The 20,431-nt window shown below is 72.6% G+C and carries 18 protein-coding genes; all 18 read right to left on the bottom strand.

Features of this window, described 5'->3' with window-relative positions; translation table 11 throughout:
* Nucleotides 1-53 precede the first annotated feature (53 nt).
* Entirely contained in the window at nucleotides 54-197 is a 144-nt protein-coding gene (locus tag DA075_RS36385; protein ID WP_164712203.1) for a hypothetical protein, read from the bottom strand.
* A complete protein-coding gene (locus DA075_RS04135) occupies nucleotides 194-1,261 on the bottom strand; it encodes a phytoene/squalene synthase family protein (RefSeq protein WP_099952134.1) in 1,068 nt (355 codons plus the stop codon). The genes DA075_RS36385 and DA075_RS04135 overlap by 4 nt, the downstream gene beginning before the upstream one ends.
* Nucleotides 1,242-2,768 carry a phytoene desaturase family protein gene (gene crtI, locus DA075_RS04130; protein ID WP_099952133.1) on the bottom strand — a complete coding sequence of 509 codons (1,527 nt, stop codon included), beginning with the start codon at nucleotides 2,766-2,768 and terminating at the stop codon, nucleotides 1,242-1,244. The genes DA075_RS04135 and crtI overlap by 20 nt, the downstream gene beginning before the upstream one ends.
* A gap of 75 nt (nucleotides 2,769-2,843) precedes the next feature.
* Entirely contained in the window at nucleotides 2,844-3,719 is an 876-nt protein-coding gene (bchO, locus tag DA075_RS04125; protein WP_099952132.1) for an alpha/beta fold hydrolase BchO, read from the bottom strand.
* A 3-nt stretch (nucleotides 3,720-3,722) separates the two neighbouring features.
* Nucleotides 3,723-5,453, bottom strand: coding sequence for a magnesium chelatase subunit D (locus tag DA075_RS04120; protein WP_099952131.1), 1,731 nt, complete (start codon nucleotides 5,451-5,453; stop codon nucleotides 3,723-3,725).
* Entirely contained in the window at nucleotides 5,450-6,472 is a 1,023-nt protein-coding gene (gene bchI, locus DA075_RS04115) for a magnesium chelatase ATPase subunit I (protein ID WP_174800147.1), read from the bottom strand. The genes DA075_RS04120 and bchI overlap by 4 nt, the downstream gene beginning before the upstream one ends.
* 432 nt (nucleotides 6,473-6,904) lie before the next feature.
* Entirely contained in the window at nucleotides 6,905-8,116 is a 1,212-nt protein-coding gene (gene hemA / locus DA075_RS04110) for a 5-aminolevulinate synthase (protein ID WP_099952129.1), read from the bottom strand.
* 64 nt (nucleotides 8,117-8,180) lie between these two features.
* On the bottom strand, nucleotides 8,181-8,963 hold the full coding sequence (puhE, locus tag DA075_RS04105) for a putative photosynthetic complex assembly protein PuhE (RefSeq protein WP_099952128.1): 783 nt from the start codon (nucleotides 8,961-8,963) through the stop codon (nucleotides 8,181-8,183).
* Nucleotides 8,964-8,970: 7 nt separating this feature from the next.
* Nucleotides 8,971-10,032 carry a magnesium-protoporphyrin IX monomethyl ester (oxidative) cyclase gene (gene acsF, locus DA075_RS04100; protein ID WP_099952127.1) on the bottom strand — a complete coding sequence of 354 codons (1,062 nt, stop codon included), beginning with the start codon at nucleotides 10,030-10,032 and terminating at the stop codon, nucleotides 8,971-8,973.
* Complete coding sequence (locus DA075_RS04095; RefSeq protein WP_099952126.1) at nucleotides 10,029-10,328, bottom strand: hypothetical protein; 300 nt, start codon at nucleotides 10,326-10,328, stop codon at nucleotides 10,029-10,031. Before DA075_RS04095 ends, acsF begins: the two co-directional genes overlap by 4 nt.
* Nucleotides 10,328-10,777 carry a photosynthetic complex assembly protein PuhC gene (puhC, locus tag DA075_RS04090; RefSeq protein WP_099952125.1) on the bottom strand — a complete coding sequence of 150 codons (450 nt, stop codon included), beginning with the start codon at nucleotides 10,775-10,777 and terminating at the stop codon, nucleotides 10,328-10,330. The genes DA075_RS04095 and puhC overlap by 1 nt, the downstream gene beginning before the upstream one ends.
* A gap of 11 nt (nucleotides 10,778-10,788) precedes the next feature.
* A complete protein-coding gene (gene puhB, locus DA075_RS04085; protein ID WP_099952124.1) occupies nucleotides 10,789-11,412 on the bottom strand; it encodes a photosynthetic complex putative assembly protein PuhB in 624 nt (207 codons plus the stop codon).
* A complete protein-coding gene (puhA, locus tag DA075_RS04080) occupies nucleotides 11,409-12,200 on the bottom strand; it encodes a photosynthetic reaction center subunit H (RefSeq protein ID WP_099952123.1) in 792 nt (263 codons plus the stop codon). Before puhA ends, puhB begins: the two co-directional genes overlap by 4 nt.
* A gap of 12 nt (nucleotides 12,201-12,212) precedes the next feature.
* The gene (locus DA075_RS04075; protein ID WP_099952122.1) at nucleotides 12,213-13,619 is read right to left on the bottom strand and encodes an MFS transporter; all 1,407 of its coding nucleotides are present in this window, start codon (nucleotides 13,617-13,619) and stop codon (nucleotides 12,213-12,215) included.
* Nucleotides 13,616-14,317, bottom strand: a complete 702-nt coding sequence (gene bchM / locus DA075_RS04070; protein ID WP_099952121.1) for a magnesium protoporphyrin IX methyltransferase — start codon at nucleotides 14,315-14,317, stop codon at nucleotides 13,616-13,618. Before bchM ends, DA075_RS04075 begins: the two co-directional genes overlap by 4 nt.
* Nucleotides 14,317-15,207 (bottom strand): ferredoxin:protochlorophyllide reductase (ATP-dependent) iron-sulfur ATP-binding protein, encoded by an 891-nt coding sequence (bchL, locus tag DA075_RS04065; RefSeq protein WP_099952120.1) that lies wholly within the window; start codon nucleotides 15,205-15,207, stop codon nucleotides 14,317-14,319. The genes bchM and bchL overlap by 1 nt, the downstream gene beginning before the upstream one ends.
* Complete coding sequence (locus tag DA075_RS04060; RefSeq protein ID WP_099952119.1) at nucleotides 15,204-18,920, bottom strand: magnesium chelatase subunit H; 3,717 nt, start codon at nucleotides 18,918-18,920, stop codon at nucleotides 15,204-15,206. The genes bchL and DA075_RS04060 overlap by 4 nt, the downstream gene beginning before the upstream one ends.
* Nucleotides 18,895-20,430, bottom strand: a complete 1,536-nt coding sequence (gene bchB, locus DA075_RS04055; protein ID WP_099952118.1) for a ferredoxin:protochlorophyllide reductase (ATP-dependent) subunit B — start codon at nucleotides 20,428-20,430, stop codon at nucleotides 18,895-18,897. Before bchB ends, DA075_RS04060 begins: the two co-directional genes overlap by 26 nt.
* Nucleotide 20,431 lies beyond the last annotated feature (1 nt).

Genomic DNA, 20,431 nt, shown 5'->3' with positions numbered 1-20,431 from the left:
TCAGGGTCAGCGGGCGAGCCCGCACCCGCCGAGCACCCATCGACGAACGACCGTCACGCGTCTCGCTTCGGCCCAGCCTTCCTGCGGACGGCTGTTCGCCTGTCCCGCCGCAGCAGCCAGAGCTGCCAGAATCCGAATCCCAGTACCGCCCCGAAGACCAGCCCGAAATCCAGCAGCGCGAACAGCGTCTCGTTCACGACGGCGCCGGGCCGCCGAGGCGTTCGCGCTCGCGCAGGGTCTCGATGAGGTCGAGCACGCGCACGACCTGCCCGCCGAAATTCCACCAGGCCGGCCGCGTCGCGGCGGGGGCAAGCGGCGTCGCCGCCACCGCCGCGACCAGGAAGGCCGCTTCCGGCAAAACCGGGCGGTCGGCGCGGCGAGCCGAGGGCGTGACGACGGCGTGGGCCAGGAGCCGTACCTTGCGGGCGCCCGGCACCCGGGCGCGGCGGGTCACCGGATCGAGCCCGCCGCGGAGAAGGTCGCGACCGATTTCGGCATAGATCAGCCCGGCGGCGCGCACCGCGGGGCGGCAGGCGGGCGGCAGCATCGCGATGCCGGATTCCGCCCGCGCATAGAGGAGGTCGGCGTCGTCGAGCAGGCGGGCGACGACGGCGGCGAGCGCGGGGCTCGGCTCCGGCCGGGCGAGGAAGGCGTCGGGGTCGAGACCGGCCTCGCGCAGCCAGGATTCGGGCAGGTAGAGGCGACCCGCCCGGGCATCCTCACCGACGTCCCGGGCGACGTTGGTGAGCTGCATGGCGATGCCGAGATCGCAGGCCCGCGCCAGCGCTTCGGCTGAGCGCTCGCCCATGACGAGCGTCATCATCGCCCCGACCGAGCCGGCGACCCGGGCCGCGTAGGCGACGAGGGAGGAGAGGTCCGGGTGGCGGCGCCCGGCGGCGTCCCAGGCGAGGCCCTCGAGGAGGGCGGCGGGCAGCGCCTGGGGGATCGCGTGGCGGGTCACGATCTCGGCGAGCACGCGGTCGGCAGGGGCGTCGGCGGGCCGGCCGGCATAAGCCGCCGCCAGGCGCGCCCGCAGGCGCGGCACCGCGTCGACCCGGGCGCCCGCCCCGTCGACCGCGTCGTCGGACAGGCGGCAGAAGGCGTAGAGCCCGTAGGCGTCGCGGCGTACGGCCCGGGGCAGCAGCCACGAGGCGGCGTAGAAGCTGCGCGAGCCGGTCCGGATCGCCGCCCGGCAGGCGGCGTGGTCGGCGGGGCGGGCCGGCAGCCCGCGGAGAGGCGCATCAGGCGAAGACGGCAGCATCCGGCACCACGCGATCGAGGATTTTCGACGAGGAGAGCACGCCCGGCAGCCCCGCCCCCGGATGGGTGCCGGCGCCGACGAGGTAGAGGTGGCGCACCGCGCCGCAGCGATTGTGCGGGCGGAAATATGCACTCTGGGTCAGGATCGGTTCGAGGCCGAAGCCTGAGCCGCGGAAAGCCAGGAAATCGTCGGAAAAATCCTGCGGCGTCGTCACCCGGGAGGTGACGAGGGATTTTGACAGGCCGGGCAGGATCGTGGCTTCGAGGCGTGCGGCGATGCGCTGCCGGAACGGCTCGGCGAGCCTCGCCCAATCCTGCCCCCCGGCGAGGTTCGGCACGGGAACGAGGGCATAGAACGCGTCGTGGCCCGGCGGCGCGACGCTCGGATCGGTCGCGGTCGGGCGGTGCAGGTAGAGGCTCATGTCCTCGGCCAGCACCTTGGCGGTGAAGATGTCGTCGAGGAGCCCGCGATAGCGCGGCCCGAGCAGGATCGTGTGGTGGGCGAGGTCCGGATAGGTCCGCCGCGTGCCGAAATACCAGACGAACAGCCCCATCGAGGAGTGAGCCCGGGCAAGCCGCCGCTCGCGCCAGCCCCGCGCCTCCTGCGGCAGCAGGTGGAGCGCCGTCGCAGCCGAATCGGCATTCGACACCACCACGTCCGCGGGCATCTCCGTGCCGTCGGCCAGCGCCACGCCCCGCGCGGTCCCGTTCGTCACCAGGATACGTTCGACCTCGGCGCCGCACCGCACCTCGCCGCCCTGGCCCTCGATCAGGCGGACCATCCCGCGCACCAGGGCGCCGGTGCCGCCGAGCACCGAATGCACGCCCCAGCGCCGCTCCAGGGCGGCGATCAGGCAGTAGAGCGCGCTCGCCCGGAACGGCGAGCCGCCGATGAGGAGCGGGTGGAAGCTGAACGCCGTGCGCAGGCGCTCGTCGCGGAACACCGACGAGACGAGGCCGTAGACGCTGCGATGGCCGCCGATGCGCAAGAGGTCGGGGGCGATGCGCAGCATGTCGGTGAGGCGCCCGAACGGCACCGCGCCGAGCTGTTCGAACCCGACCCGGCACAGCTCGTCCGAGAGCGCCATGAAGCGGTCATAGGCGGGGGCCTCGCCGGGCGACAGGCGCTCGACCTCGGCACGCATCGCCTCGGCCTCGCCGCACATCGCGAAGGTGGCGCCGTCATCGAACCGAATCCGGTAGAACGGCCGCATCGGCACAAGCGTCACGTCGTCGGCGAGTGATCGCCCGCAGAGCGCCCACAGTTCCTCGAACAGGAACGGCGCGGTGACGATGGTCGGCCCGGCATCGAAGGTGAACCCGTCCTGCCGGTGCACCCGCGCCCGCCCGCCGGGCTGGTCCAGGCGTTCCAGCACGCTCACCCGGTAGCCCCGCGCGCCGAGCCGGATCGCCGCCGCGAGCCCGCCGAAGCCGCTGCCGATCACCACCGCACGGGGCCGGCGCCGGGCGGACGTGACCCGCGGCGGCGCCTCATCGAGTGTCAACATAAGTTGACACTATCATCGCGGTCGGGGCGGGTGGCAAGCGGGAAAGACGGTTTGCAGGCTCGACTTCGCCGAGGTCTAGGCCTGCGCTGCCCCGGCCCGGATCAGCTCCGCCACCACCTCCGGCTTCTCCTCGTGCGCCAGATGCCCGAGGCCGCGCAGCAGCTCCACCCGCGCCTTTCCGCCGAGGCGGTCGGCGAGGCCGAACGACACGTCGGGGGCGATGGTGCGGTCCTGCGCGCCGACGATCAGGAGCAGCGGAGGGCCGAGGCGGGGCAGGTCGCGGTCGAGGGGGATGAGGTCCCAATGCGCCATCATGCCGAGGGCGCCGGCGACGTGGCCGGGGGTCTGGAACAGGCGGCGGTAGAGATCGAGGCCGGTGCGCTCGAGGGTCGAGCCGGTGCCGTGGATCAGCCGCTCCACCGCCGCCCGGTCGGCCGACCAGGCGAAGACCCGCGGGGTCACCGGGTTGAGGAACAGGGCGCGGGCCATGGCCGGGAAGATGAAGCCGGCCATGCCCGGGAAGGGCTTCAAGGCGGCGTTGAGCCCGACGAGGAGGCGCGGCGCCAGCGACCCGTCGAGGCAGAGCCGCGCCAGGATCGCGGCGCCGGCGGAATGGCCGACCGCGACCTCGGGCGCCACCCCGAGACTGCGCAGCAGGTCGGCGAGCGCCCGGGCCATGCGCGGCAGCGAGGGCGTCGGCAGGGGATCGGTGAAGCCGTGGCCCGGCAGGTCGGGGGCGATCACCCGGAAGTCGCGGGCGAGCAGCGGCAGCAGCCCGCGCCAGGAATGGGTCGCCGCGCCGGTGCCGTGGACGAGGAGCAGCACCGGGCCCTCGCCCGCCTCCTGCACGTGCCAGGTCAGGCCGCTGGCGGTCACGAAGCGGCTCGCCTCGCGGTTCGGCCAGTCGCGGCCCTCCCGGGCGAAGGCGGGCCTGTCGTCGGTGAGTGCCATCGTTCAACCCGGCGGGGCGGCCTCGCGCACGGCCCGGGTCAGGCGCGCGGCATCGGCCTGCGGCATGGCGAGGTAGCGCGCGGCCATCGCGGCGGCCAGCGCCCGGGCCAAGTCCTGCGGGCGGGCGGCGGTGTCGATCACCAGGGCGCGGGTGCCCTCCGCCGCCAGCGCCTTGGCGGCGCTCAGGGCGTCGGCGCCCGCCTGGGCCCGGCCCGGCGCGCCGGAGCGGGCGATGTTGGCGCGGCCGTCGGTGAGGAGCAGCACGGTCGCGCTGCGCCCGGCCCGGCGCTCGGCGGCGGCGAGCCGTCCCGCCGCCTCGATGCCGGCCGCGAGCGGGGTGCCGCCGCCCCCCGGCAGGGAGGCGAGCGCGCGCTTGGCCCGCACCAGCGAGCGGGTCGGGGCGAGCAAGAGGTCGGCATTGCGGCCCCGGAAGGCCACAAGGGCGACGCGGTCGCGCCGCACGTAGCACTCGGCGAGCAGCGATTCGACCGCGCCCTTGGCCTCGGCCAGCCGCTCCAGGGCGGCGGAGCCGGAGGCATCGACCGCGAAGATCGTGGTGGTCTCGCGCTTCCGCACCAGGCGGCGGATGCGCAGGTCGTCGGCCGTGATGCGCAGGCGCGCCTCAGCCCCGCCCCGGCGCAGGCGCTGCCAGGGCGCCGCGGCCCGCAGGGTCTCGATCAGGGCGAGGCGGCCGCGGCGCGGATCGCCCGGCCGCGCCCCGACCGGGCGGCCGCTTTGGGCCGACGCGGAGGCCCCGGCGCGGCCCGCGCCGGGGCTGCGGGTGCGAGGGCCCTCGCCCGCGAGCAGACGGGCGAGGAGGCCGGGCGGCAGGCTCGCCGCGACAGCTGCGAGGACGCGGTCGTCGAGGCTCGGATCGTCGCCGTTCCGGTCGTCGTCCTGGTCTGCCGCTCCGGCCTCGTCGCGGTCCGGCGGCGGAGGCTCGGACGGAGCCTCGATCGCGTCGGACGGCCAGGTGCACGCCCGGGGCGCGAGCACCAGGGCGGCGGCGGCGGCGAGATCGGAATCGTCCAAAGCCGCGCGTCCGGCGAGCGCCGCGTGCATCCGCGCCACCCGCAAGGCGAGGAGCGGCGCGCGCAAGGACGCGATGCCGAGCCGCGAAGCGAGGGCGCACACGGCCTCGGCCGCCTCGGGCGGGACCTCGGGCCGGGCCGCGCGGGCGGCCATGAGGTCGGGGAGTGGCTGGGTGGTCGCGAGGGCGCCGAGCGGCACGGCGTCGAGGTCGAGATGGAGGGCCGCGCGGTCGGCGAGGCAAGCCGGCAGGGTCTCGTCCTCACCCTCTCCTTCATCAAGGAGCATGAGCCCGAAGCGGGCCGGGTGCCGGGTCGCGATCCCGTCCCGGGCGATTTCGACGGCGCCGGTATCGAGTCCTTGCGCGATCCGCGCCGCGGTGCCGGGGCTGAGCCTTTCGGCCATCGGCACCACCACAACGCCGCCATGGCTGCGGGCGATGAGGCCGGGCTGCGCCACCGGCTGCCCGGCCCTCAAGGTCGCCGGGAGGTCGAGCCCACCGAGGAGCGCGTCGTCGGCGATGCCGGGCGGGAGACGCGTCACCGGCGTGCCTTCGGGGAGAAGGGCGCGCAATCGGTCGAGCCAGGCCTCCCGCACCGGGCCAGGCCGGGAGCGCACGACGACGCTCGTCCCCGCCGGGTCGATCGCCACCAGGACCGCCGCGAGGCAGGCCTGGGTCCAGGCCGCGTCGGGCGCGGCGCTCACCCGAGCACCTCGGCGAGCGCCCGGCCGATCCGGGCCTCCGACCCGGCCTCGTCGAGGGGGTTGCGGCGCAGGCGGTGGCTCAAGGCGCTCGGGGCGACCTCGCGCAGGTGGTCGAGGGTCACGGTCCCGGCCCCGTCGAGGCTCGCCAGGGCGCGGGCGGTGCGCATCAGGGTCAGCTCGCCGCGCAAGCCGTCGGTGCCGAGCGCCAGGCAGAGCCGGGCTGACGCCTCCAGCACCGCGTCCGGCACCGCGACCTCGGGCAGCTGCGCCCGGGCCGCCAGGATCGCCTGCCCGAGCCGCGCCTCCTCCGCCGACCACTCGGCCGCGAAACCGGCGGGATCGCGCTCGTACGCGTCGCGGCGGCGCACGATCGTCACCCGGCTGGCCAGGTCGGCAGGCGTCGTCACCGCGACGGCGAGGCCGAACCGGTCGAGGAGCTGCGGGCGCAACTCGCCCTCCTCCGGGTTGCCGCTGCCGACGAGGACGAACCGCGCCGGGTGGCGCAGGCTCAGGCCCTCGCGCTCGACCGTGTTCACGCCCGAGGCCGCCACGTCGAGGAGCAGGTCGACGAGGTGGTCCTCCAGCAGGTTGACCTCGTCGATGTAGAGGAACCCCCGGTTGGCGCGGGCGAGCAAGCCCGGCTCGAACGCCTTCTCGCCGGCCCCGAGCGCCCGGCCGATATCGAGGGCTCCGACGACCCGGTCCTCGGTGGCGCCGAGCGGCAGGTCGACCACCGGCACCGGCACGGTCTTGACGGTGAGACCCTGCGCCCGGCGCGCCGTGCAGGCCGGGCAGAGCGAGGCGGCATCGACCGGATCGCAGGCGTAAGGACAGCCCGCGACCGCCCGCATCGGCGGCAGCAGGGCGGCGAGCGCCCGAACGGCGGTGGACTTGCCGGTGCCGCGATCGCCGAAGACCAGCACCCCGCCTACCGCCGGATCGACCGCCGCGACGAGCAGCGCACGCCGCATCGCGTCCTGCCCGACGATGGCCGAGAACGGATAGGGCGGGCGGGCCATCGCCTCGGGATGCGCGGCGGGATCCACGATGATCGGGGTCGAGAAGCCCGGCTTGGAGGCCCGCCGGGACAGGGCCGAGTGGGTGGGGGCCACGGAGAGTCCTCGCGGGTGGGTGGTGCGGGGCAGGATCGGACGGGACGACCCGATTGTCTAATAAAAATGACGGTTGAATTGGATGACAGTGGCGTGCCGCTCCCGCGCGAAAGGATGCGACGGTCGCGCGCAAAGGAACGCTCGCCCGCGGGGGAGACGGCTGCCCGCTGCGTCAGCAGGCCCGGGCCGGGACGAAGTCCCGCGAGCGGGGAACCCGCTTCCGGAAACGGTGTGACGTCCGTGACGGGCGCCAAGGCGATCAGCGTCGCGCTGCCCCTTTCCCGCCCTGCGTCGCAGGGCACCCTCCCCCGCAGAGGGGGAGGGTTCGGACGTTGCGCCTCACGCCGCCCGGGCCAGCCCGATCCGTCCCCAGATCGTCCCGAGCGCCAGCGCCAGATGATCGATATCGGCGTCGCTGTGGAGCGGCGATGGCGTAATGCGCAGCCGTTCGGTGCCGCGCGGCACGGTCGGATAGTTGATCGGCTGAACGTAGATCGCGAACTCGTCGAGCAGCGTGTCGCTGATCTGCTTGCACTGGACCGGATCGCCGACCATCACCGGCACGATGTGGCTCGGATTGTCGAGGAGCGGGATGCCGATCGCCGAGAGCCGCCGGCGCACCGCGGCGACCCGGTCCTGGTGGCGGGCGCGCTCGGTTCCGCTGGCCTTCAGGTGGCGGATGCTCGCCGCCGCCCCCGCCGCGATGGCGGGCGGCAGCGAGGTGGTGAAGATGAAGCCCGAGGCGAAGCTGCGCACGAAGTCGCACAGCGCGCTCGAAGCCGCGATGTAGCCGCCCGAGACCGCGAAGGCCTTGCCGAGGGTGCCCTCGATCACGGTGAGGCGGTGCATCAGCCCCTCGCGCTCGGCGATGCCGCCGCCGCGGGGCCCGTAGAGGCCCACCGCGTGGACCTCGTCGAGATAGGTCATGGCGCCGTGCGCCTCTGCGACGTCGCACAATTCGGCGATCGGCGCGATGTCGCCGTCCATCGAGTAGACGGATTCGAAGGCGACGAGCTTCGGCAGGTCCGGATCGACGAGGCGGAGCTTGCGGTCGAGGTCGTCGGGATCGTTGTGGCGGAAGATGTGGCGTTCGGCGCGGCTGGAGCGGATGCCCTCGATCATCGAGGCATGGTTGCCCTCGTCGGAGAAGACGACGCAGCCGGGCAGCTTCGAGGCGAGGGTCCCGAGCCCGGCCCAGTTCGAGACGTAGCCCGAGGTGAAGAGGAGCGCCGCCTCCTTGCCGTGCAGGTCGGCGAGTTCCTGCTCCAGGAGCACGTGATAGTGGTTGGTGCCCGAGATGTTGCGGGTGCCGCCCGCGCCGGCGCCGCAGCGGTCGATCGCCTCGTGCATCGCACCCGTCACCGCCGGGTGCTGGCCCATGCCGAGATAGTCGTTCGAGCACCACACCGTCACCTCGCGGGTGCCGTGCGCGCCGTGCTGCGTGGCGTAGGGGAAACGTCCGGCCTGCCGCTCGAGGTCGGTGAAGATCCGGTAGCGCCCCTCGCGGTGCAGGCCCTGGAGGGCGGCGGAGAACATTGCCTCGTAGTCCATCGAGCGTCCCCTTGTACGGTGTTCTTGTGTACGGTGTTCTTATCGTCGTGGTCTTCTGCGTCGCTTACGGAGCGGCGTCGGCCCCCGGGCGGCGGGCGGGCAGGCCCCAGCCCCAGAGCGCGGCGGAGGGCAGCGGCAGCATCAGGAAGCCGTGTTCCAGGATGGCGAGCGCCATCAGGGTCGCCATCATGGTGTGGCCGGAGCGCTTGAAGGCCGAGGCGCTCTCGGTCACGGCAGGGTGCAGCAGCACCAGGAGGAAGCCGGTGGCGAGGATCATCGCCACCGGGAACAGCGCGTTCATCGGCGCGCGGCGAAAGAAGCTGCCGAGATAGCGCAGATGTTCGGGCAGGAACTCGGCGTTGAGGTTGCGCACGCCGAGGAACAGGTTGAGCCGGGCGCTGAGGTTCATCCCCCACAGCACCAGGTAGGTCCAGAGCGCCATGCGGTTCGGGGAGCCCGCCGTCAGCCACGCGATGGCGACGAATCCGAGGATGATCGCCGCCTCGTGCCAGAGGTTCGTCGCCGCCGCGGCGCCGAAGCGGGCGAGGCCCCGGTCGGTGGCTGAGCCCGGTGTGCGCCGGGGACCGGCGAGATAGCCCATGTAGAAGGCCATTTCCTGCCAGCCCCAGACGATCAGCGCCGCCGTGAAGGCCGCGTAGGCCCCCGCCTCGCTCTCCTGGCTCGCGCTCCAGGCGACGACCCAGAGGGCGATGACCAGCGCCAGCGTCGTCGCGCCGAAGCTCCAGGCATGGGTGCGGCGCGGCCGATGGTTCAGCCAGAGGATCGCCCCGGTCAGGAACCACCAGATCACGACGGCATAGAGGATCGGCGCGGCGTAGTCGGACATGCGGGCGCTACCAGGCGGGGCTGAGGCGGATCTGCGCGGGCATCGGGTTGGCCTTGGCGGGCATCACCATCAGCCGCCCGAAGGCGAGGGCGGCCTTGGCCGCGTAGCCGGCATGCTTGAGCTTGCCGACGAGCCCGCCCCGCGCCTTGGCCTCCTCGATGCCGCGGGCGCAGGACAGCAGCCGCTCCAGCCCGGCCCGGAAGCCCGGATGGTCGAGGTCGAGGGTCAGCGGGAAGACCTGGCGCGAGATCTCCGAGGTGACGGCGAAGACCTGGAAGTCGTACTCCTTGGGGTCGATCCCGAGCGCCTTATGGAAGGCCGGCCGGCACTGGTCGCGTACGTACATCGTGCAGAACACGGCGAGCAGGAAGAACTTGATCCAGTAATAGTTGATGCCGGTCAGCAGCTTCGGGTTGGCGCGCATCAGGAGCGCGAAGGCCTCGCCGTGACGGAACTCGTCGTTGCACCACTTCTCGAACCACTTGAAGATCGGGTGGAAGCGCTTGTCCGGATGGCGCTCGAGATGGCGGAAGATCGTGATGTAGCGGGCGTAGCCGATCTTTTCGGAGATATAGGTGGCGTAGAAGATGAATTTCGGCCGGAAATGGGTGTATTTCTTCGCTTTGGTCAGGAAGCCGAGGTCGATGCCGACCCCGAAATCCTTCAGCGTGTCGTTGATGAAGCCGGCATGGCGGGCCTCGTCGCGGCTCATGAAGCCGAACAGCTCGCGGATGTCCTTGTTCTGGGCGCGCTTGCGCATCTCGGCGTAGAGCACGCAGCCCGAGAACTCGGCGGTGATCGACGAGACCAGGAAGTCGAGGAATTCCTTGCGCAGCTCCGGATCGAGGCCCGAGAGGTCGAGGTCGAAGTCGGAGTTGCGGACGAAGTGGCGCTTGTTCGGATCGCTGCGCATCTCGGCGATCAGCACGTCCCACTCGGCCCGCACCGGCTCGACATTCGTGCGGTCGAGTTCCTCGAAGTTGGTGGTGTAGAAGCGGGGGCTCAGGAACGTCGTTTCCTGCGCCGACTTCGTGCTCTCGTTCGGGGTCTTCAGGGTCGTCGCGCTCATAGCCGCGTCCTTTCCGAGAAGCTGACTTCGTAGAGTTCGGTGAGCTCGAAATGACCCGCGATGCGGGTCCACAGGCGCTCGACGGCGCCGGCGCGCACCACCGTGGCGGTGCGGCGCACCACGATCCGGTCGCCGTAGGGCACGGAGGTCGGCGCATCGTGCACCGTCACCTCGTCGCCCGGGGCGATCAGAAGCCCGCCGTCCAGCGTGACGTGGGCGTGCAGGCTCTCGGCCGTCTGCTCGATCTCGACCGTGCACGGCACCTCGATGCGGCTTTTGCCGCTGAGCCACTGCATCACGATGCGCCCCTCCCCTGTTCGAGCAGCCGCGCGAAGGCGGCCGCGTTGCCGAGCCCGAAGGCTTCGAGGTTGATCCGCCGGCCCGACGCGACGTCGTCGAGCGAGAGCGTGCCGTTGTCCCAGCGGGTGAGCCGGAACGGCGGGTCGCGCGACAGGCCCTCGCGCAGGCGGGCCTGGGCCATCACCCGCAAGGTGGCGCGCAGGAACCCGTCCTCGCCGGGTTGAACCTCGGCGACGAGGTGGCCGTTCGCGGCGTCGCGCAACGCCACGCGGCCGTCCGGCCGGTCCTCGACCTTGAGGTCGAGCACCTGCACGGCTGAAGCCGGCGGCATCTGCGTGGTGCCGATGTCGCCGAACCGCCCGATCGCCACCGCGGCCAGCGAGAAGGCGACGAGGAGGCCCGCATTGCGCAGGAGCGCGCGGGGAACAGGGATATCGTGCGCCATTCCCGTCTCCCTCAGTGGCCTGCCGCCGCGAGGCGGCCGGGGAGGACGGGGGCGGTCTCGGGGAGCGGCGGCAGCGCCTGGACCGGCTGGCCGTTCGCCTCGGCGAGCGCCGCGGCGATGCGCTTGGCGACCGCCTCGGCATCCGGCACGCAGCGCAGCATCGGCTCGGGCCGGGTCAGGCGCCAGGGCCGGGCATGCGGCCACAGATGGAGATAGGCCAGCCGCACGCCGGGCTTGAGCAGCAGGGGCAGGTCGCCGCTGCCGTCGCCGAAGCGGCGGAAGGCGGCGCCCTCGATCTCCTTCAGGGGCAGGTTGACGTCCATCTGGAGCGCGATGCCGATGCGCAGCATCAGCCGCCGGTCGGTCAGGGTGTAGATGGTGGTGCGGCAGGCCCCCCAGGCGAGGGCGAACAGGATGACGAGGGCCAGGGCGCCCGCCAGCAGCACCGGCCAGGCCGCGGCGACCCGCCCGGCCGAGACCGCCTGGTAGAGGGCGAGCCCGCCGAAATAGAGCGCGACGAGGTCGACGTGGAAGGCGCGGCGCGCCAGGCTCAGGGGGGCCGGGCGGCCCTGCCACAGCAGGCGCTCGCCGGAAGGCAGCGGGCCGGGCAGCCCGTGGGGAAGGGTCTGCGTCACAGCAGCGGCTCCTGGCGGCGATCGGTGGCGTAGAGCGTGCCGGCGCCGTAATAGGCGATGACCCGCTCCTCCTCCCGCAGGGTGATGCTGTCGGGATCGCGGTGCTGCGGCACGCCGGCGAACTGGCGGGCGAGCAGGGCCTCGACGACGATCTTCTTGTGTCTGCTGAAGCGCTGCACGTCCGCGAAGGTCACCGGGATCAGCACGGTGCGGTCGCGGGCGCCCTCCAGCTCCATCTCGTAGTAGCGGGGGAGCGACTCGCCGCGATCGACCCAGATCTCCGTGACGGTTCCGGCTACGACTCCATCGGCGCCGTAGACCGACATCCCGCGCGGGTCGGGATCCTCCGCCGCGACCGTGAACTCCTCGGCGACGCGCATCGGCACGATGCGGGTCTTGCCCTCCCAGGTGAGGTCCGGCCGCTCGGCCCGCAGGGCGTAGGCGCCCGGACCGACGCCGTCGGCGAGGCGGGAATCGTCGGTCGCGGTCGGAACGATAGGGGCGCCGGGCCAGGGTTCGAGCTTGACCGCCTTGAGCGGGCCGACCGGGCCTTCATGCGGGCGCGGCGCCAGCACGGTCGAGCCGTCGGCGAGCAGGAACGTTTTCGGGGACGGCACGAACAGCCAATCCCACCCCTTGAGGCCGCCATGGACCTCTGATTCGAGGGGATAGCCTTCCCGGCGATCCTCGCGGCGCAGGTAGAAGACCAGGCCGGCGAAGAAGATCCAGAACGCGTAGAGCACCACTTGCGCGACGTCGAGGTAGCTCGTGAGGGCACCCTTGGGCATGATGGCCTCCTTCTAGGACAGGGCCGGGCGGGCGGAGAGCGGGGACGGATCGGGCCGGCGCACCAGCGGGCCGATCGCCACCAGGGTGGCGAAGAGCAGCCCGATCTCGATGTGGTAGACGACGAGGTAGCCGGTGGAGGCCTCGGAGAGCGCCTCGCCGAGGCGTCCGGACACCGCGAGGGCCGAGCCGAGATCGCGCAGGATGCCGCTCGCCGCGATGGCCGCCCCCGCGGCGCAGGCCTGGACCGCGCCCCAGGCGCCGAGCGCGAGCCCGGTCTGCTCTGCCGCCGCCCCGGCCATCGAGGCCGTGAGGGTGCCGTGGGCGAAGAGCCCGCCGCCGACGCCGATCAGCGCGACGCCGCAGGCGAAGAGCCCGCCGGAGCTCAAGGGGGCGGCGAAGACCACCGCCGAGAAGGCGGCGATGCCGACGACGGCGCCGGCCGCCGCGACCCGGAACGGATCGCCGCCGCGGTTGAGCCAGCGCGCGGCGGTGAGGAGCCCCGCCCCGCCGCCGATGGCGAGCACGGCGGTGAGCGCGGTCGTCGCGGCGACCGGCAAGTGCAGGATCTGGCCGCCATAGGGTTCGAGCAGGATGTCCTGCATGCTGAACCCCGCCGTGCCGAGCCCGGTGGCGATCAGGCGCCGGCGCGCCTGCGGCTGGGCCGCGTAGGCGCTCCAGGCATCGCCGAAGCGGCGGGGCGCTTCCGCCTTGCGGGAGGTGTCGCGCGGCTCCTGCTTCCACAGGGCGATGCCGTTGAGGATCAGCGTGGCCAGCGCCGCGCCCTGGATCACCTGGATCAGCCGGATCGCCGAGAAGTGCGCGAGGGCGAGCCCGAACACCACGGCGCTCGCCATCATGCCGGCGAGCAGCATGGCGCAGAGGAGCGCCACCACCTTCGGCCGGGCGTGTGGGGGCGCGAGGTCGGTGGCGAGCGCGAGCCCCACCGTCTGCGTGGTGTGGAGCCCGGCGCCGACGAGCACGAAGGCGAGGGCCGCCGCCGCCTGGCCGATGACGATCGGGCCGGTCGTGTCCCCCGACAGGATCAGGAGCGCGAAGGGCATGATGGCGAAGCCGCCGAATTGCAGCAGCGTGCCGAACCACAGGTAGGGCACGCGCTTCCAGCCCAGCACCGACCGGTGGGTGTCGGAGCGGAAGCCGATCAGCGCCCGGAACGGCGCGCCCAGGAGTGGCAGTGCCAGCATCACGGCGACGATCCAGGCCGGCACGTCGAGCTCGACGATCATCACGCGGTTGAGAGTGCCGATCAGCAGCACCGCCGCCATCCCGACCGTGACCTGGAACAGCGACAGGCGCAGGAGCCGGCCGAGCGGCAGCTCTGTCGTGGCGGCATCCGCGAAGGGCAGGTAGCGGGGCCCGAGATCGGCGAGCACCCGGGCGAGGCGGCGAGCAGGGCTCATCGGCGCACCAGCTCCAGGGCGTTCGAGAGGTAGAAGCCGGAATTGACCCGCCGGCTGCGGGCGAGGGCGAAGGGCGTCAGGCCCGGATCGGCGGCGATGCGGCGGCGGAGCGCGCCCTCGCCGACCGGCTCGATCGCCGGCGCCCGGTCGCCGCGGGGGAAGAGGCGGCCGGCCGCGTGCATCACCGTGAGCAAGGGCGTGCGCGGCGCGACCGTGAAGAGAACCGAGGCGTCGGCGCGGCGGGCGAGCGCCGAGAGGGCCCGGACGATGTCTGGCGTGCGGTAATGGATCAGCGAATCCATCGCCACGACGTGATCGAAGGCTCCCAGACCCTCGTCCAGCATGTCGCCGACCTGGAAATCGAGGCAGCCCGGGAGCCGCAGGCTGGCGGTGCGCTCGCGGGCGAGATCGATCAGCGTCGGCGACACGTCGACCGCGACGACTTCGGCCCCCCGCCGCGCCGCCTCGACGGCGAGCGCGCCGGTGCCGCAGCCGGCATCGAGCAGGCGCCGCCCGGAGAGGTCGGAAGGCAGCCAGGAGAGGAGCTCGGCCCGCATCGCGTCGCGGCCGGCCCGCACGGTGGCGCGGATGCGGCTCACCGGCGCGTCGGAGGTCAGCCGCGCCCAGGCCTCGACGGCGGTGCGGTCGAAATAGGTCTCGAGCTGGGCCCGGCGGGTGGCGTAGGTGGGGCTGGTCATCAGTCGAACCCGAGGAACTCGAACAGGTCGCGGTCCTTCATCGGCACCGCCGGGAGCGGGTCGACGCCGGCCCAGAGCTGTTCGGCGAGCTGCAGGTACTCGGCCTGCACCGCGAGCAGCTCCGGCGAGGGATCCATCTCGAACAGGGTCGCCTTCTTCAGGCGCGAGCGGCGCACCACGTCGAGATCGCGGAAATGCGCCAGGCGCTTGAGGCCGACCGCGTCGTTGAACCGGTCGATCTCGTTGGTCTCGGCCGAGCGGTTGGCGATGACGCCGCCGAGGCGCACGCCGTAATTCTTCGATTTCGCGTGGATCGCCGCGACGATCCGGTTCATGGCGAAGATCGAGTCGAAGTCGTTCGCGGTGACGATCAGCGCACGGTCGGCGTGCTGAAGCGGCGAGGCGAAGCCGCCGCAGACGACGTCGCCGAGAACGTCGAAGATCACCACGTCGGTGTCTTCCAGCAGGTGATGCTCCTTCAGGAGCTTCACCGTCTGCCCGACGACGTAGCCGCCGCAGCCGGTGCCGGCCGGCGGTCCGCCGGCCTCGACGCAGCGCACGCCATTGTAGCCCTCGACCACGAAATCCTCGACGCGCAACTCCTCCGAGTGGAACTGCACGGCTTCGAGCGCATCGATGACGGTGGGCGCGAGGCGCTTCGTCAGGGTGAAGGTCGAATCGTGCTTCGGGTCGCAGCCGATCTGGAGCACGCGCTTGCCGAGCTTCGAGAAGGCGACCGACAGGTTCGACGACGTCGTGCTCTTGCCGATGCCGCCCTTGCCGTAGACGGCGAAGACCTTGGCGGTCTCGATGCGGATATCCGGATCGAGGGCGACCTGGAGGCTGCCTTCCTCCCGCCGCGGCACGGGGTTTCGGATCGCGATGTTCATGCGGCAGCCTCCGCGGTGATGCCTTCCAGCCGGTCCTCCAGGGCCTCCTCGGCCCGGTCGAGGGCGGCACGGGTCTCGGGGTCGGGGGTCCAGAAGCCGCGCCGATGCGCCTCGATCAGGCGGTGGGCGACCTTGGCCGAGGCAGCGGGGTTGAGCGCCGCCATGCGCTCGCGCATCGCCTCGTCGAGGACGTAGGTCTCGGTGATGCGCTGGTAGATCCAGGGCGCGACCTGATCGGTGGTGGCCGACCAGCCCACGGTGTTGGTGAGGTGCTGGTCGATCTGGCGCACGCCCTCGTAGCCGTGGCCCAGCATCCCCTCGACCCATTTCGGGTTGAGCATGCGGGTGCGGGTCTCCAAGGCCACCTGCTCGGAGAGCGAGCGCACCCGGCCCTCGCCCCGGGTCTGGTCGCTGATATAGACCGGAACCGAGGTGCCGCGGGCCTTCGCCACCGCGCGGGCCATGCCGCCGAGCCCGTCGAAGTAATGGTCGACGCTGGTCACCCCGACCTCGACCGAATCGAGGTTCTGGTAGGCGAGGTCGACCTGCGCCAGCACCGCCTGCATCAGCGCGCGGCGGGGCTCCGGCTTGCCGGTGCGGCCATAGGCGAAGCTCTTGCGGCGCGAGAAGGTCTCGCACAATTCCGCCTCGTCCTCCCAGCGTCCGCTGTCGACGAGGTGGTTGAGGTTGGCGCCATAGGCGCCCTCGGCGTTGCTGAAGACCCGGAGCGCCGCGGTTTCCAGGTCGACCCCTTGAGCCGACTGGTGGGCGAGCGTGTGCTTGCGCACGAAGTTCATCGCCTCCGGCTCGTCGGCGGTGGCGGCGAGGTAGGCGGCCTCCGCCAGAAGCTTGGTCTGAAGCGGCAGCAGATCGCGAAAAATGCCCGACAGCGTCGCCACCACGTCGATGCGCGGGCGACCGAGCTCCTCGAGCGGGATCAGCACCGCGCCGCAGAGCCGGCCGTAGCCGTCGAAGCGGGGCGCGGCGCCCATCAGCGCGAGGGCCTGGGCGACCGGAGCGCCCTCGCTCTTCAGGTTGTCGCTGCCCCACAGGACCAGGGCGATGCTCTCCGGATAGGCGCCGCCATCGGCGGCGTGGCGGGCGAGCAGCCGCTCGACCTGGGCCCGGCCGTCGGCGAGCGCGAAGGCGCTCGGGATCCGGTAGGGATCGAAGCCGTGCAGGTTGCGGCCGGTCGGCAGGATCGCGGGCGAGCGCAGCACGTCGCCGCCGGCGACCGGCGCGACGAAGCGGCCGTCGAGGGCGCGCAGCAGGGCCGGAATCTCGTGGTCCTCGGCGAGCAGCCGGTCGGTTCCGGCAAGCGCCCGGAAGGCGGCGAGCGTCGCCTCCTCGGCGGCGAGGCCCGACGCCGCGACCGCCTCTTCCGGCGAGGCGCCGGCGACCAGCCGCGCGATGCCGGCGCGCTCCGGCGCGAGGCCGTGGACGGATTCCGCGAGCGCCAGGAGCAGGTCGACCCGCTCCTCCGCCGGGGTGCCCTGCCCCACCACGTGCAGCCCGTGCGGGATCAGGGTGTGTTCGAGTTCGACGAGCCGGACGGCCACTTCGGCGATGCGGTGTTCCGCGTCCTCGCCCCATCCCTCGCCCTCCGCGAGATCGAGCCCGAGGGCCTGGCCATGGATGAGAACGGCGAGCTTGGCGCGCTCGGCCGCGTCTTCCGGCGGCAGGGTGCGACGGCGCTCCAGCGACGCCTTGAGGTCGATGAGCCCGCGATAGAGCCCGGCTTGGGCGAGGCTCGGGGTGAGGTAGCTCACCAGCGTCGCGGCGGCGCGGCGCTTGGCGAGCGTGCCTTCCGACGGATTGTTGGCGGCATAGAGGTAGACGTTCGGCAGCGCGCCGATCAGCCGGTCGGGCCAGCAGGCGCCGGAGAGCCCGGTCTGCTTGCCGGGCATGAATTCGAGCGCCCCGTGGGTGCCGAAATGCAGCACGGCATCGGCGCCGAAATCCTCGCGCAGGTAGCGGTAGAAGGCCGAGAAGGCGTGGGTCGGGGCGAAGCCCTGCTCGAACAGCAGGCGCATTGGGTCGCCCTCGTAGCCGAAGGCGGGCTGCACGCCGACGAAGACGTGTCCGAAGTGGGCGCCGAGCACCAGGATCGACCCGCCGTCGCTCTGGTGCCGGCCGGGAGCCGGGCCCCATTGCGCCTCGATCTCGGCGAGGTGCGCCTCGCGCCGCACATGCTCGTCTGCGGTGACGCGGTGGGCGACGTTCGCTTGCGTGCCGTAGCGGGCGGCATTGCCCTCGAGCACCCGGACGCGCAGGGCGTCGACGGTCTCGGGCACCTCGACGGAGTAGCCCTCGTCCTTCAGCCCCTGGAGGACGCGGTGGAGCGACTCCCACACCGACAGGAAGGCCGCGGTGCCGGTGGCGCCGGCATTCGGCGGGAAGTTGAACAGGACCACCGCGACCCGGCGCTCCGCGCGTGCGCGGGACCGCAAGGCGACGAGGCGCGCCACCCTTTCGGCGAGACGCGCGGCGCGCTCGGGGTGCACCGCCATGTCGCGGGATTCGCCGGCCCCGGCGGCGCGGCCGCCGAACACCATCGGGGCGGTGGCGCCATCCAGCTCGGGGATCGCCACCATCATGGTCGCCTCGACCGGCGACAGGCCGCGGGCGGAGGCCTCCCACTGCTCCAGGCTCTGGAACTCGACCGCCTGGGCGGCGAGGTAGGGCACGTCGAGCTGCGCCAGCATCGCGCTCGCGGCCGCCGCATCGTTGTAGGCCGGCCCGCCGACGAGGGAGAATCCGGTGAGCGAGACCAGCGCGTCGATCGCCGGCCGCCCGTCGCGCAGGAAGAACTTTTCCACCGCCGGGCGGTTGTCGAGCCCGCTGGCGAAGGCCGGCACGACGGCGAGCCCGCGCGCCTCGAGGGCCGCGATCACCCCGTCGTAATGGGCCGTGTTGCCGGCGAGCACGTAGGAGCGCATCAGCAGGAGGCCGACCCGTCCCGCGTGACCTGCGGCCGGCAGCCGGTCGGGGCGTTCGGTGACGCGCTCCGCCAGGCGCGGGTGGTAGAGGCCGGTCTCCGGATAGGCCAGGGGCTCTGCGGCCGTGACGTGCCGGCGCCAGGCGGCGCGCGGGCCGGTCGCGTAGCGGCCGGCGAGGAAGCGCACGAGGTTGACGACGTTCTCGTCCGAGCCGGCGAGCCAGTATTGCAGGGTCAGGAAATAGGCCCGCACGTCCTGGGCCGAGCCCGGGATGAAGCGCAGGATCCGGGGGATCTGGCGGATCAGCGCCATCTGGCGCGCGCCGCCGCTGCTCGCGCCACCGGGGCCCGACTTGCCGCGCAGCCGCTTGAGGAAGTCGAGCGCGCCGCGCTGCGACCCGTCCATGTTGAAGCGGTCCATCCGGGTGGTGCGCACCACCTCGGACGCCGAGAGGCAGCCCACCATCGCGTCGCAATGCGGGCGGCGGGCGAGGAGCGCCGGCAGCACCGCCCGGACGTGCTCGTCCATGAACAGCATCGCCGAGAGCACGATGTCGGCCCGGGCGATGTCGGCGCGGCAGGATTCGAGGGCCGACGGGTCGGTGTCCCACTCGGCGGCGGCGTGGAAGCCGAGGACGAGGTTGGGTGCGGTCTCCGCCAGCACCCGGCGCGCCCGCTCCACCGCCCCGGCGAGGTGGTTGTCGAGGGTGACGATGACGACGCGCAGCTCCGGCAGCGCGTCCGCCCTCTCACCGGCTGAAATGCGCTTTGGCATCGTAGAGGGTCTCGACGGTGATGAGCGGGAGCGCCCGCTCGCGGGCGAAGCGTTCGGTGTTGTGGCGGGCCTTGCCGCGCACGAAGAACGGGACCTTCTTCAGCTCGCGCTCGGCCTCGATCGACCAGACCACCGGCGCCGTATTGGTGACCGGCGCCGCGGCGATGACGGTCCCGGCCTCCTCGCGCGGCCGGCCGCCGAGATGCGAGGGGGCGACCCCGTCGTGGAATTCCGGATCGTCCCGGAACATCGCCAGCAGGTGCTCCTCCAGCCCCATCATCAGCGGATGGACGAAGGTGTCGAACAGCACGTTCGCGCCCTCGAAGCCCATCTGCGGCGCGTGGCGGGCCGGCACGTCCTGCACGTGCATCGGCGCCGAGATCACCGCGCAGGGGATGCCGAGTCGCTTGGCGACGTGGCGCTCCATCTGGGTGCCGAGCACCAGTTCCGGCTGCGCCGCACTGATCGCCGCCTCGACCGCCAGGTAATCGTCGGTGACGAGCGCCTCGATGCCGTGGGCCGCGGCTTCCGTCCGCACCTCGCGGGCGAATTCGCGCGAATAGGTGCCGAGGCCGACGAGGGAGAAGCCGATCTCTTTCGTCGCCACCCGGGCCGCCGCGACCGCATGGGTCGCGTCGCCGAAGACGAAGACGCGCTTGCCCGTGAGATAGGTCGAATCGACCGAGCGGGAGTACCAGGGCAGGCGCGAGCCCTCCCCGTCGAGGACCGGGGCCGGATCGACCCCGGCGAGGGCCGCCACCGCCTCGATGAAGGCGGTCGTGCCCTTCACGCCGATCGGCGTGGTCTCGACGAAGGGTTGTGCATGGGTGCGCTCGAGCCACTGCGCGGCGCTGCGGGCGACTTCCGGATAGAGCACGACGTTGAAGGCGGCGTTCCCGAGCCGCCCGAGATCGGCCGGCGTGGCACCCAGAGGTGCCACCACGTTGACCGCGATGCCGAGTTCACCGAGCAGGCCCCGCACCTCGCGCAGGTCGTCGCGGTGGCGGAAGCCGAGGGAGGTCGGCCCGAGGATGTTGCAGCTCGCCTGGATGCGCGGGGCATCGGTGCGCGGGCCCGCGAGGGTGCGCACGAGGCGGTAGAAGGTCTCGGAGGCGCCCCAGTTCTCCTTCTTCTGGTAGGCGGGCAGCTCCAGCGGGATGACCGGGATCGGCAGGCCGAGCGCCCGCGACAGCCCGGCCGGATCGTCCTGGAGCAATTCGGCGGTGCAGGAGGCGCCGACGATCATCGCCTGCGGGCGGAAGCGGCCATAGGCGGCGGCGACCGCCTGCTTGAAGATCTCGGCGGTATCGGAGCCGAGGTCGCGGGCCTGGAAGGTGGTGTAGGTCACCGGCGGGCGGGCGCCGTGCCGCTCGATCATGGTGAAGAGCAGGTCGGCGTAGGTGTCGCCCTGCGGCGCGTGCAGCACGTAGTGCAGGCCGCGCATCGCGGCGGCGACCCGCATCGCGCCGATGTGAGGGGGGCCCTCGTAGGTCCAGAGCGTGAGCTGCATC

This window comes from Methylobacterium currus, from assembly GCF_003058325.1.
Classification (GTDB): domain Bacteria; phylum Pseudomonadota; class Alphaproteobacteria; order Rhizobiales; family Beijerinckiaceae; genus Methylobacterium; species Methylobacterium currus.
This window is presented reverse-complemented; position numbering and strand designations above follow the sequence as displayed.

Bases quoted from the DNA above. Each gene is read 5' to 3' on its own strand.
- DA075_RS04135 (WP_099952134.1), bottom strand. From the start codon at position 1,261: ATGCTGCCGTCTTCGCCTGATGCGCCTCTCCGCGGGCTGCCGGCCCGC.
- crtI (WP_099952133.1), bottom strand. From the start codon at position 2,768: ATGTTGACACTCGATGAGGCGCCGCCGCGGGTCACGTCCGCCCGGCGC.
- bchO (WP_099952132.1), bottom strand. From the start codon at position 3,719: ATGGCACTCACCGACGACAGGCCCGCCTTCGCCCGGGAGGGCCGCGAC.
- bchI (WP_174800147.1), bottom strand. From the start codon at position 6,472: ATGGCCCGCCCGCCCTATCCGTTCTCGGCCATCGTCGGGCAGGACGCG.
- hemA (WP_099952129.1), bottom strand. From the start codon at position 8,116: ATGGACTACGAGGCAATGTTCTCCGCCGCCCTCCAGGGCCTGCACCGC.
- puhE (WP_099952128.1), bottom strand. From the start codon at position 8,963: ATGTCCGACTACGCCGCGCCGATCCTCTATGCCGTCGTGATCTGGTGG.
- acsF (WP_099952127.1), bottom strand. From the start codon at position 10,032: ATGAGCGCGACGACCCTGAAGACCCCGAACGAGAGCACGAAGTCGGCG.
- DA075_RS04095 (WP_099952126.1), bottom strand. From the start codon at position 10,328: ATGCAGTGGCTCAGCGGCAAAAGCCGCATCGAGGTGCCGTGCACGGTC.
- puhC (WP_099952125.1), bottom strand. From the start codon at position 10,777: ATGGCGCACGATATCCCTGTTCCCCGCGCGCTCCTGCGCAATGCGGGC.
- puhA (WP_099952123.1), bottom strand. From the start codon at position 12,200: ATGCCCAAGGGTGCCCTCACGAGCTACCTCGACGTCGCGCAAGTGGTG.
- DA075_RS04075 (WP_099952122.1), bottom strand. From the start codon at position 13,619: ATGAGCCCTGCTCGCCGCCTCGCCCGGGTGCTCGCCGATCTCGGGCCC.
- bchM (WP_099952121.1), bottom strand. From the start codon at position 14,317: ATGACCAGCCCCACCTACGCCACCCGCCGGGCCCAGCTCGAGACCTAT.
- bchL (WP_099952120.1), bottom strand. From the start codon at position 15,207: ATGAACATCGCGATCCGAAACCCCGTGCCGCGGCGGGAGGAAGGCAGC.
- DA075_RS04060 (WP_099952119.1), bottom strand. From the start codon at position 18,920: ATGCCAAAGCGCATTTCAGCCGGTGAGAGGGCGGACGCGCTGCCGGAG.
- bchB (WP_099952118.1), bottom strand. From the start codon at position 20,430: ATGCAGCTCACGCTCTGGACCTACGAGGGCCCCCCTCACATCGGCGCG.